Here is a 12,304-nt window from a genome sequence, read left to right as displayed (position 1 = left end):
AGCTCTCCCGAATCAGGAGAGCAGATTAACCCCTGGATCTGATTTCAGGCGTCGGATATGGATCACTTTCGCACCGTTGGTAACAAGATGGGCAAACGCGGGCGAAAACCAGTCCGGCAGTTCGGTATCATGGCGGCGATCACGGTGTGGCATCCTGCCCCTCCTGTGACGAAATGAGCAGGACATAACGTGCCAGCAGCTGCTTCAGGTGTAGTGCCGTCTGTTCGCGCAGGGCAGCAGGCTCCGGCGCGCCTTCCGGACGGGAGGCCAGCTGGCGCAACATCTCTTCCGCGGGCACGGTATGGTTAAAGGCCTGGCTGATGGCAAAAATCTGCGACTTAAGCTCGCTGACCGTCATGTACTTTCCTTTCTGTTCATCCAGATCGTTGAGGCGGCTGGTCAGTTTCTGCAGCCGGGACATGCCCTGATACCAGCCCTCCAGGCTTTCAGGCGATGCGGCGGCAGCGTTCAGCAGGCTCTGCCACTGCTGTGCGAGCGCGACGGTTTGCGGTTGCGCGGGCCACAGATGCTGCGCCTGGTGCACGAGAAGGCTGCCGTGCTTCATCGGCCAGACCGGTGACAGACGGGACAGGATGTCCAGCTGTGCCCGAGCCTGCGGGAACCATGCGTTGCCGTTCTCTGCGGTGCGGGGAGACATCGCCTCAAGCTGTTCCGGCGAAAGTACGGCAGGCAGGGGCGCGACGGTGGACATCAGTGCCAGCCTGTCAGGATCGGTGGTCAGACGGCCGGCGCCCCACATCACCAGGGTGCAGGTAACCAGCATGGCCAACATCCCTGCGACAAAAGGCCGCCATGGCGAGGCAGGATTGACGCGAACGCGGGGCTCAGGCGCGGAGGGCAGAACCCAGACCAGCCGCGGGGAAGGAGGATGACTGTTGAGCGCCGCTGCGGGAAGGCTGGCCGGCGGTATCGGTGCGTCATGCGTCCTGTCGCTGTTGTTTTCAAGCCGGACCGCGGCATGACAGAGCTGCTGGTAGAGGGCATCCAGGCCTGTCTGGTGCCTGAGTTCCAGGCGCTGCAGCGCCTCCGCGATCGCAGAAAGATGTTGTTCTGCCTGATAGAGGGCGATCAGGTCCGTATAGCCCGGCACCTGCGTTCGCAGGTGCTGCTGCAGTCGACGGGCGAGCGTGCTCAGGATCTCCACCCGGGCATGAACGGCCTGCGGCCACAGGCTTCCCCACAGGCGGCAGATCAGCACCTCAAGAATGGCCAGGCCTTCATTCATCCCCGGTAATCCCGTCCGCTGTGAGCGAACCAGTGTATACCAGGCGGCCGTCTGCAGCTCCACCCCATTGTGTTCAAACAGGTTCAGGCAGAGCGTTTCGGCATACGTCCAGTTAACGTCCGGCCGGGCCGGGTGGGTCAGCTTGCTCAGTTCATCACGCAGGGCGGCACAATCCGGTAGCGTGCGCGGATCACCACCGATTTTGATTTTTTGTGGGGTAATGTCATTCATGGCTGAATATCCCTGTCACGTTTACGGGACTTTGTTTTCTGTTTAAGCGGCTTCCCGCGGGTCGCTGAAGCCACTGCCTGCCGAAGGCGCTATGGCAGAAGCGATAAAATGAGGCCAAAAAACGCGCCTTCATCAAAATGCTCTCCGGGCAGGGCAGGTTCCCCGGGGTAAGTCAGCCTCCAGTCGTTAAGCTGACCTGCCCGCATCAATAAACGCCCCAGTGAAGTGATCACCCCTTCTGCGTGAAGGGTCACGTCCACACATCCGACCACGCCCTGACCGTACAAAAATACCGGCGTAAACTTTACCGCCCGGTCGTCGATGCGCAGAACGATGCCGGCGATATCAAATGCTCCGACCTCCGCCAGCAGGTCCGTAACGGAGACGCTGAACGTCCCCACATTCAGCCCGGTACCGTCGAGCCACGTATCCATCTGCTCCTGAAGCAGCGTCATTCTCAGGTGAAACTCTGCGATATCGGCCTGACACCTGGTAGCGGACGGGACCGGCACGGATTGTCTGGCCTGCAGCTGTTTCAGAAACTGTGATTTTAGTGACATGATGTTATCTGACCTCAGAGACGGGTTGCTGAGTCCACATACTGCTGACTCTTCAGGTGTCGCAGCAGCACGCGGCCTTCGGGCATAAATTCAGTGCCGTAGCGTACAGGGCCAATGCCCTTCAGCTCAGCATCAATGGCATAACGCAACTCACCGGGGACGTTCTGCTCAAGCAGAACGACCGCTATTTTCTTCAGACGGGGCTCATATTTGAGCAGGACAGCAGACAGGGTGCCCATCAGCTCATGGGCGGTACCCGGCATCCCCTGGAGAACTCTGGTCATATCCGGCAGACCGTAGTCCGGCAGGTGCGCCAGCGTGCCGGCGCGACAGTTGAGGATGCGCTGCATGTTATCGAGTACGGACAAAATAACCTGGTTCTCTTCGCTGACCTGTTGCAGAGGAAGCCCGCCGGCAAAATGACCGGTTAATATTTCATACAGCGATGGCGTCTTGTGTCCCTGTGGCATCAGTCGTCCTTGAGAGGTTGCAGCGTAAGATGATTGTGACCGGCCTCAATAACCCGGGCTTTATCCGGGTCAAGGTCTTCACGCCCTATCACCAGCTTCCAGGTGTTGTTGACCATATCCGGGTGACGGAACAACCCGACCACGGCGACACACTGCGCATCTTCTTCCATGGGCATATCAAGATTTGCATCCCCGCCAGGTTTCACCACGATATCGCGGGAGGCCAGCAGGTCAGCCTTCAGGATTGTGTCGCCATCCCTGAGGAGCTGCTGGTAGACCATTTTGTCGAAGGTTTTACGGTCCTTTAACTGGTATACCCGTACCACAACAGGTTCAGACAGCGAGTTACTCTCGCGGGAGTCGGTATTCAGCGCTTCACGGGCGGTGAAATCGAGGTGCAGTACCTTAATTTTTTTGTAGAACACCCCATTAAACACCGATTTGGTACCATCGGTGATGCTTTGCGTCACCCCGCAGCCTGCAAGGCTGAATGCCAGCAGCGGTAACAACCAGCGTATGGTTTTAGTTAAACTTGTACGTAACACGTCGGTTTCCTTGTTGTGGTGTCGCGGACTGCAGACCGGTGTAACAGCCCAGTTCGGTTGTACAGGTCTGCGGGATATCGTCCGGGAGGTCTTCGTCATCCGCGCCCAAAACGCCATTCATCCCCAGCCAGAAGGGGCCTTCCCCGAGCGGCGGCGCGGCCAGCAGACGGGTGGCGGTGGTCAGGGTGATTTTTGCCTTAAAGCGCCAGCCCAGATAGACACGCAGCATCACGAGAAAGTCCTGATACAGCAGACCATCAGGTTTCCAGCCCTGTGATTCCTGTTCGTTATCGGTGGACAGGGCAATCAGCAGCTGACTGTTAGCATCCATAGCTTCTTCACCCAGCGGCGTGTTGCCATCCAGAAGAAAATCGTCATCGCCGTAAAAGCCCAGCGGCTGACTGACCTCCACCGGCCGCAGACAGTAGGGGCTGACCTTCACAGTGGTATCCGGGGCCAGCAGGCTCACCAGCGCCTGCATTCCCTCCTGGGTTTTGCCAGGCTGCTGCAGAACCCCCAACAGGGCCAGAAAGCGCGACACAGGCGTGGCAATGTGCTCTGCAGTACCCGGTATGCCCAGCCCCACCAGGCCCAGCATCGATTGCGAAATGCTGTCGGTTCCGCCGGACTCAAACGTGGCCGGATACGAGTACTTACGCCAGACGCGGTAAAACTGCGTCAGGATGCGATGACTGAAAATATCCAGAAAGTCCTGCAGCGCCTCATGCCCTTCCCGACGCTGGGTGATATCATCGAGATACGCAGTCGGTAAGGGTGAATCGACACCGTACATCCCCATAAAGGTCGTGCGGATGAGCGGTGGCCTGCTGTCATCATCCTCGTCATATTCGACAGCCTTCAGTTCACTGACCGGGAACCCCATTCCGGGGTGCGGTGCAAAGCGTACCGGGTCATCCGCCGGATGGCTGGTAGAGCCCATCAGCGGTCGGTCCGGATGGCGCTTCTCCAGTAGCTGACATAAACGATAAAAGTTGATGCGGTGGAGGTCGGCTTCCAGCCGCGGGGTCAGCCGGGAATGCGGCGGTTGTGCTTCTCTTCCCATTCCAGGCGCTCTCCGGTCGGTTGCAGGATGATAATCAGGCGGTTAAACAGATAGATGTCGGTGTAGAGCGCGAAGAAACGGCTCAGCATTTCGCCAAACAGGCAGATGTCGCCGCGCCCGGCAAAACCGTGGCTGTCGAGGGTTACTTCAATCTGCACGCCGCGCACCAGGTAGCCCTGCTCAAAGCGCCCGGTTTCGCTGTGCTTCACGTCAATGATGGCTTCCAGGCGGCGGCGGTTCATCTCGCTGTCGGTCCATTCGTACAGCGCCAGGGTGCCACGCAGCACGTCTGCATTGTCCATCATCGACAGGAACCCGCTACCGAGGTGACTCAGCACACGCCAGTGAAAACGGTCCTGCGCAGGTGGATAACAGGGTAACGTTGGCGCACACAGGTTACGCACGGCGATACTGGCGGAGGTGGTTTTCATCACCGTATCGAGCACCGTACTCTGTAGAGCACGTCGTGGCAGTTGACCGTTGGTGCCGGTGAGCGTCAGCGACAGGCTCTCGTCTTCCGGGACCGTGTGGTTATCAAAGGCTTCACCGCCGAGGATAAGCCAGGTGTTATGCAGGCCCGACGGGCCACGGCGCACGCGGGTGTGGTAGTAATATTCCGGCGCTTCATGACGCATCATTCCGCCTTTGTGGCGGAAACTCGAAAACGGCACGTAGGTGTGCTGGCTCGATGACATCACCGAATCCACCGCGTATATCTCGGTATGGCCATCCTGCACGCGCATCGGGCGCAGCATGTATTCGGTCTGCAGGGAGTTGAGCGTCAGCGGGTCGGATTCCAGCGGGAACAGGTTAATCACCGGCACACAGTTCAGGCGCAGATGCTTTTCGGTAAAGCTGAAATCATGCTCCCAGCGCTCCGCCAGCACCACGTCGATTTCAAACCATGGGAGCTCAGCCGGAAAGACCACGGTCTCCAGCCCACGCAGCCCTGTGAACATGAATTTTTCACGGAAGGTGAAGTATTCCAGCAGCAGCTGATAGCCGCTAAAGCTGCTGCTTCCCTTAGGCCACAGGTCATCGTCATCGCCGAAACCCAGCGCGGTGAAATACCCGTCGAGCGGTCTTCTGTCCATGTCACCCGGCATCCGCAACCACAGGCGGGCCATGTTCATGGTAAAGGCCTCATGCATGGCGCAGGCCAACGGTGCATCAGCGTTGAAGTAGAACGGGAGCTGGCTGAGATCGACACGGCTCCAGTCGGCAAGATGGCTGCAGTTAAAACGCAGCGTGATGACCGAACGGCCATCCGGATCGGTCGCCAGTCGTGCACTCTCAAGCGACAATGGCTGAAGGGTAATCTCTTTGGTTGTGGTATACCGGCAACGCGTGCCCTTCTCACCGATCGGCCGCGAGTTCACCTCAAAGCCTTTGACGATGCGCATCTGCTCTTTCATCTCACGCCAGTCAGGGGTGAACTCCACCACCGACATCGACGGTATGGTACGCAGGTAATGCGGCCACAGCAGGCTGACCAGCCCTTCGGTCAGTTCAGGCAGGTCGTCATCAAGCTTCTCACGCAACCGGCCCATCAGGAAGGCAAAGCCCTCGAACAGTCGCTCCACGTACGGGTCGCGCGCCCCTGCTTTATCGAGATTGAGCATTGCCGCCTGCTCGGGGTGAGCACGGGCAAACTCTTCACCGGCTTCCAGCAGATAGCGCATTTCAGCGTCATAATAACGCAGGGTTAAATCGTCCATAATAACCTGAATATATGTGTTTTAAAGGTATGCCAGGTGTTGTTACCCGCAAAGCACTGCACTGCTTGCCGGATCAAGCGCAATCAGACCTGCCAGAAGCTGGTCCATCTCCGGTTGAAGCCGCGATTTATCGGTTTCACTGCGTGTGGCTTTCATGCGCAGCAGTCTGAGGCGACGTGATTTCACTTCAAAGAGCAGTGTTGGTGTCCACTGCGTGAGGGTGATGGACTGAGCTGCACCATCGAGTTCACCAAGCAGATGCATAGCCAGCTCATTTTTGCCCTTCTGCTCTGCTACACGGGCCATCAGCAGGCGCAGCAGCCATTTGTCTTTTGTGGAGTCCGTACCAGGCCGGGTCTGCAGCCAGTGGAGTGTGTTATCAAGACCTTCGCTGTCCGCTTTCTCCAGTGCCTCAGGCTCGAGCGCCAGAATATCGTTATCCTCCGTGCTGGCTGCGCTGACCGGTTCATCCCGCCAGCCGGACATATCGTCCAGTACGCTCTGGTTTATCCAGTTCAACGTCACTTCATCAGCAAACGGCGTACCGTCGTTAAAGGCCAGGGTTTCAAGCCCGGTGAGGCGGCGCAGCAATCCTTTCAGGTCTGCAACGATGATATCGGCCAGTACATCCTGCCCCGATTTCATCAGTGCCTGGTGGATATACCACTGCAAATCCAGCCAGAGGTGGTTGGCTCCGCGCGAGAAGGTATTGTCCGCTTGCTCCAGTATTTCCAGCCAGCTCTGTTGCAGGTACAGGCGTTTGAGCATGGCCCGCTGGTCAGCCCGCGGCGGTTCGATGCGCGTTTTCCCTTCAGCATCCGGTGCCGGAATAGCGCTTAGCGTGTCATGACGCAGACTTTTCATCAGCCGATGCGCCGCAAGCCAACCACCGGGTTGTTCACGCAGATACCCCGTCAGGGTGCGAGCCTGGGCCAGCAAATCCTGACCGGAGGTGATGCGACCCAGCACTGGCGCATCCTGTTCTGTCGTGTGAGATGATTGCTGCGCACGTGTCTGACTGCTGGCGTTCTGCGGTACCACTGCATCCACGCCCCCGCCTTTCATCAGGCGGGACTCCAGAGCACTGTATAGTGCATTGAGCTCCGGCCGTGACGCTTCAGGCTCTGTTTCCAGACTGTCAGTGATGAGCAGTAGCGCCCCGGAGGTACGCTGTGCATCCTCGCCTGCGACCTCCGGGTACAATGACAAACTGTCCAGCACACGGTTACCGGCGAGCCATTCCAGAGCGGCCTTGCGGCTGCGGTCCCGCTGTGGGTGAAGCTGCATGCCGTAGCGCTGCAGTAATCCCGCCAGCAGTTCAAGCCCTTCGGCAAAACCAGCTTCGCCATCCTGGTGCAGGCGAGCCCAGCAGTAATAAGTCACGACCCGGATATCTTTAGCCACGTTGGTCAGTAACTTTTCGGCAAGCGTGCATATCAGCCCGGTATCAATGCCGGAGAGCTTATTGACCTCTTCGCGGATACGCTGAAAATCATCGTCATATCCCGGGTCTTCCCCAGTCGGACTGGCAACGCTTACCGGAGCAAGCCAGGGTTGCCAGTTTTCCGTGCGTATCTGCGCCTGCAGCCTCTGCTGAGTTTCGTCAGCCTGACAGACGGCAACCAGATTATGCAGTGTGCTCATTATTCGACACCCTCAATGTCATTGTTTCCCGTATTAGCCATAAGCGCCTGAGCGGTGGCCGCGCTGTCGACACTGAATATTTGCTCCGGCAGCGTGAAACCGCGCAGTTCCAGCAGCGCCAGCGGACCTTTTCCGAGCTGTGAGCGCAGCACCCACTGCAGGGTGCGACCATCCGGAGCGGTAAAGCTCATCATCCACTGGCTGCGGTCAAGCTGTTGACGCTTGCTCAAGTCCAGCCAGCGGATAAAGCCCCAGGTCCCGCTGTAATCCCCGAACAGGCGCGCACCGGCGTTGACCGTGGTCCATGTCAGCATCGTTCCCGGCTTGTAAGTCTCTCCCGGCCAGCGGAAGCTTTGCCAGTCGGCCATCTGGTTGAAGTAGTGCAGCTTTTGTCCATCAATGGTTAGCTGCGTCTCCACCACCTGTGGCACAGGACGCGCCTGCAGCTCAAAGCTGATGCCCTGACTGCCATCGGTGAACAGGATGTCTGACAGCTGGCTCAGCTGGTTAATGGCCCGCAGGAAGGCCGGGTTAAAGTTCAGTCCCTGGCTGTTGACCTTATCCGGTACCCACTGGCTACCCTCTTTGTGCAGCACACCGTTGAGCTCTGTCGTCAGGAAGCGCTCTATCCGTCCACTGTCCTTACGCACAAATTCAGCCAGCATCGGTAAAGAGGCATCACTTTTGCTGGCAGCAAACGGGAAACGACCGTCAAAGGCAGTTTGCCAGTTCGCGACAACCGAGCGGCTCCATTTGTCATTCAGGCTGGCTGCCGACGGCTGAAGTACGGTCTCCCAGGCCTGGGTCAGCGGCTGCACAAACATTGTGCTGCCAAATCCGCTCCACTCCTCGCCAAGACTTGCCGAAATCAGGCTGCCGTATTGCTGAGTGTCGGTGAGGTCCACGCTTTTGCCCTGGAATACGGTCTGCGCCAGGGTCTGCATCATTGCCTGCGGGTCAGAAGCGCTGGCCACCTGCTGCAGCCGCAGACGCACGCGGGTGATACGGGTCAGATAGGTCTGCAGGCTCAGGGAGTTGTCTGCCGACATGACGTTGCCGCCTTTGTTTTTACCCAGAAGCTGCAGCAGCGGGCCAAAGGTTTCATCGAGCGGCCCCTGCGGCCCCGACGCAGACTGGTCAATCGCAGGTTTGTCTTTCCCGCCGACCAGGTCTTTTGCCGATTTGATGATGGAATCCGACAAGCCTTCGCTTTGCTGACCGGTCTGCCCCTGCCAGGCGAGGGTGTTCATCAGGGCAATCAGTGGCGACTGACGGACATCGCTCATCAGCGTAAGCTGGTCGGTAACGTCCGCAATATTGTTTGCCGGGTTCCAGTGCAGGCTGTTAAGGAAATTCAACCAGCTGCCGGCAAAGTCAATGAAATAACGCTCTGTCAGGCGTGCTTTGAGCGCTTCCGGCGACAGATCCGCCGATACGGCTTTCCGGCTGTCACTCAGCACCCAGTCAATTTCATCGCGGCGCGACGTTGCCGCCTTCTCAATGGCCTGCTGAATACCCCCTTCCCAGGCCTGGCGGGTAAACATGCCCGGCACCACTTCGTCGGTAGTGAACAGACGACGCGCATCGGTACCGCTGGTCATATCCTCCAGGGAGACATCGGCAAAGTTACGACGCACTGACTTGAGCATATTTTCATACAGGGTGCTTTCCGCGTTACGTCGTCCAATTTGCTGCAACAACACCTGGCGGCTCTGGCTCACCAGCTGCGCATCCGGCGTGATTTTCCACTGTGGCTGCTTTGGCAGTTCGTTGATGTAGAAGGCCCACAAATCCGGCGCCAGGCTTTGCCACAGACCGGTAGAAATACCCATTCGGGTCGGCTGCACGGTTTTCAGGGTCTGCGCGTAGAATGCCCCATCAACCTTATCCGGGCGGGCCATCATCAGCCAGGCTTTAAGCTGGTCATAACCCGGCTTCGCCAGCTGTGCACGCTGGTCGCTGTTGGGGGCAGAGTTTGCCAGCGCGCTGAGCTTCTGCTTAAGCGCCTCATTTGCCGCGTCGCGTATCAGGCGGTTGTTCGCCACGCCGTACCAGGGCAGCATCGCGTCAAGCAGCTGCTGGTTATGGTCCAGACCAAAACGCTGATACCATGGTGCGCCGTCCTGAATACGGTGCTGCAGGCGACCGGCGTCATTACGCAGAGTATGCAGGGCCGTCAGCTGGTAATCCGAGACGGAAGGATGCTCCACCAGAGCATGCGCCTGCCCGGCAACAGAGACTATCTGCATACGGTTGACCGCGAACGACAGCAGTATTCCCGCGCCCCAGACACCGATGATGGCCATCAGCGTCCAGGCAAGGGTCTGCTCCCACGCCATACCGACACGGCGGCCACGCACGCGGGTGCAGTCATCCACGATGCCCTGCCAGGTTGCCGGGAGGGTCAGCGCATGGCGTTGTGATTCGGGGATAAATTTCTCAGGGTCAGCTGCTGCCCCCTCTGACGTATCAACAGGATTGTTCTCCGGCAGGCTGAACATCAGGCCACGCAGCGGGACACGCTGCTGAGAACCAGACAGCCATGGCACCAGTTGCTGAGTCCAGCGGGCACTACCGCCGTCTTTGAGGTACTGGCCCAGGCGCAGCAGGAAATCGTGGCCGTTATTCTCAACGACCTGACTCATCCCCTGCGTCCGCAGTGTCGGCAGCATCAGTTCAAGCTGGCGGGCAATATCGTCAGGCTTAGCACGAAGCGGGAAGGTGGCTCCTACCGTCTGTTCAGTGCGCTTTGCCTGCGACCACTTGCTGTCGCATAGCTGCCACAGCCAGACAGGAGCGGAATAGCGCAGCAGCTCACTGATTTTTTCCAGCCCGCGTAAATCGTTGTCACTAATTTGTGGGCTCAGATTAAGCGACGCAGGCATGACGCGAACAATACCGTCCAGTGGGCGGCCGCGCCGCAGTTTTCGCAGCGCGGTGTATTTTTCCTTATCGGGCTCAGCAGTCAGACTGCCGCCGTAAATCAGAACGGTACGGTTACCTTCAAGCCACTGGCTTTCCTGCAGGCCAGGTAGCAGTTGTTCAATCGCAGCGTCGTCACCGGTAATCAACAACAGGCGGACCTTGTTGCGCCAGAAGAGGCTATGGCGCGATCGGAGGTGTGTCTTAAGCCGTCGGTAAGCCGCTTCGTGGCCCGTAACCTTTGCAGGCGCACGTTTGCGGGATGACGACGGGCTAACCTTATCCTTAATCAATAACCGGAAGGCCATAAACCCCAGTACCAGCATGCTGAGCGCAACTCCCCAGACAATAAAGCCAGAGACAATAAGCGGACGCAGCGTGTCCCATTCCGTTGACCGTTCGGTCGCCCACAGCCACCATGCCACTCCGCCCAGTAGTACAAGTAAAGTGGTCACAGCAATACAGACAGTTGCCGTGGCTGCCACAGAAATGGCAGCAGGCTTATTGACGTTGTCCATCAGGTTTTACTATTCCAGTTGCGAGGGTGTTCATCGGGTCGCGGGCAATCCAGCCGCACGATTGTTGGTGGTGCGCGGCATAGATTGCCGCCAGGGATAAAACAATCAGAGTTTCCATATCGCCAACTTCCCCCCAGTTGGCATCCTGCAGATGCTGGCTGACATCCCATCCAGTACTCGCCAGCGCCTCAAGGCCGGGTAGAGAAAACAGCGTACAGGCCTCCGGTGGGTCTTTCATCTCGCTCTGTTCCAGTGCACGGGCGAACACGGTGAGCAATATGTCGCCTTGTTCTGGTGAAAAAGTTTCACCACGCGTCAGTTGTACCGGGCCATTAAGTCCGGCCAGCCACAGTGCCGCAGATTCTCCGGCGGGACGTTCTGTGCTTGACTGCGGCGCGATGACCTGACAACCGGCGATCAGTATCGTGTCATCAGGTTTAGCAACGGCAAGCTCACCCGCTATTTCGGCCAGGCTGGCTTCCCCTTGCCAGGGCTCAGGTCGGGCTGGCAGTGCAATGTCCGGAAAAGCGATCGCCATCTGTGCGCGAAATGCCTGCCAGGCGATGTCGGCACCCTGCCAGTAGCAACGCAGCGGTGGAGTGAGGTTTTCTTCACTACACTGCTTTTGCCACTCAATCACCAGCAGTTCCGCCAGCCGCTTTTCACGAGCTATGGGATCCATAACCGAAATTTGTGGCAGTCTCAGCGCACTGCCGCCGCCCTCTTTTTTTTCCTCCGGCGGACGTTGTTCACGGTTAAGCACACGCAGCCAGTCAACTGAACGCGTACCTGCTGGCCCCAGCAACAGGCCTTCTTTTAACCAGAACGCCTGCCGGTGCGCCGCCCACCACCGCTTCTGTTCATATGCCACCAACTGATAGTAGAAAGCGGCGTTATGCACGCTGACACGGTAGTACAGAAGCCGCACAAGCCAGCCAGTGCCCGACAGCAGCAGTGTCACCAGGATAACGGCGGCCACCAGAGAGCTGTTACCCTCGGCAGAGGGCAACAGACCGCCAGCACCGCCGCCGATCAACACCAGCAAAGCCGTGGCCGACAGCCACCTTGCGGTACCAGGTGGACGTGCCGTTTTGTACGCCGGATAATCAGGAACGGACCTCACTGGTCAACACCGCAGTCAGGAAACGAGCTGACCAGCGTACAGCCGCAGGCACAGTGGTGACCATGCAGCGCGACGGGCTGTCCATCAACCGTTGTCAATGAGCTACCTTCCGCGATGGTCGTCATGCCGTGTTTGTTACAGCGAACCGGATCTCCCTTACAGGCAAATCCCTGACCAAAACACTGGTAGTGCCCTCCTAAAACCTTGCCACCATATTCCCGCAGACTATCTCCTTTGCGGATGACTTTACTCATCGGCCCTCCT

11 protein-coding genes are annotated in these 12,304 nt (G+C 58.3%); all 11 read right to left on the bottom strand.

What is annotated here, in order from left to right; translation table 11 throughout:
- Nucleotides 1-12: 12 nt before the first annotated feature.
- Nucleotides 13-153 (bottom strand): hypothetical protein, encoded by a 141-nt coding sequence (locus KGP25_RS24815; RefSeq protein ID WP_223540694.1) that lies wholly within the window; start codon nt 151-153, stop codon nt 13-15.
- Entirely contained in the window at nt 140-1,477 is a 1,338-nt protein-coding gene (locus KGP25_RS24810; RefSeq protein ID WP_223540693.1) for a VasL domain-containing protein, read from the bottom strand. Before KGP25_RS24810 ends, KGP25_RS24815 begins: the two co-directional genes overlap by 14 nt.
- 89 nt (nt 1,478-1,566) lie before the next feature.
- Nucleotides 1,567-2,037, bottom strand: a complete 471-nt coding sequence (locus KGP25_RS24805; RefSeq protein WP_123061157.1) for a hypothetical protein — start codon at nt 2,035-2,037, stop codon at nt 1,567-1,569.
- A 14-nt stretch (nt 2,038-2,051) separates the two neighbouring features.
- On the bottom strand, nt 2,052-2,507 hold the full coding sequence (gene tssE, locus KGP25_RS24800) for a type VI secretion system baseplate subunit TssE (protein ID WP_223540692.1): 456 nt from the start codon (nt 2,505-2,507) through the stop codon (nt 2,052-2,054).
- Entirely contained in the window at nt 2,507-3,052 is a 546-nt protein-coding gene (gene tssJ / locus KGP25_RS24795; protein ID WP_123061159.1) for a type VI secretion system lipoprotein TssJ, read from the bottom strand. The genes tssE and tssJ overlap by 1 nt, the downstream gene beginning before the upstream one ends.
- Nucleotides 3,030-4,115, bottom strand: a complete 1,086-nt coding sequence (tssG, locus tag KGP25_RS24790) for a type VI secretion system baseplate subunit TssG (RefSeq protein WP_223540691.1) — start codon at nt 4,113-4,115, stop codon at nt 3,030-3,032. The genes tssJ and tssG overlap by 23 nt, the downstream gene beginning before the upstream one ends.
- Nucleotides 4,079-5,833, bottom strand: coding sequence for a type VI secretion system baseplate subunit TssF (gene tssF / locus KGP25_RS24785; RefSeq protein ID WP_123061161.1), 1,755 nt, complete (start codon nt 5,831-5,833; stop codon nt 4,079-4,081). Before tssF ends, tssG begins: the two co-directional genes overlap by 37 nt.
- A 42-nt stretch (nt 5,834-5,875) precedes the next feature.
- Entirely contained in the window at nt 5,876-7,477 is a 1,602-nt protein-coding gene (gene tssA, locus KGP25_RS24780) for a type VI secretion system protein TssA (RefSeq protein WP_123061162.1), read from the bottom strand.
- On the bottom strand, nt 7,477-10,917 hold the full coding sequence (locus KGP25_RS24775; RefSeq protein WP_223540690.1) for an ImcF-related family protein: 3,441 nt from the start codon (nt 10,915-10,917) through the stop codon (nt 7,477-7,479). The genes tssA and KGP25_RS24775 overlap by 1 nt, the downstream gene beginning before the upstream one ends.
- Nucleotides 10,901-12,040 carry a hypothetical protein gene (locus KGP25_RS24770; RefSeq protein ID WP_223540689.1) on the bottom strand — a complete coding sequence of 380 codons (1,140 nt, stop codon included), beginning with the start codon at nt 12,038-12,040 and terminating at the stop codon, nt 10,901-10,903. The genes KGP25_RS24775 and KGP25_RS24770 overlap by 17 nt, the downstream gene beginning before the upstream one ends.
- Nucleotides 12,037-12,294, bottom strand: a complete 258-nt coding sequence (locus tag KGP25_RS24765) for a PAAR domain-containing protein (RefSeq protein WP_223540688.1) — start codon at nt 12,292-12,294, stop codon at nt 12,037-12,039. The genes KGP25_RS24770 and KGP25_RS24765 overlap by 4 nt, the downstream gene beginning before the upstream one ends.
- Nucleotides 12,295-12,304: the final 10 nt, after the last annotated feature.

The organism is Enterobacter sp. JBIWA003 (assembly GCF_019968825.1).
Taxonomy (GTDB): Bacteria; Pseudomonadota; Gammaproteobacteria; order Enterobacterales; family Enterobacteriaceae; genus Enterobacter; species Enterobacter quasiroggenkampii.
Note: the sequence above shows the minus strand (reverse complement) of the source record. Positions and strands in the feature narration are given on the sequence as shown.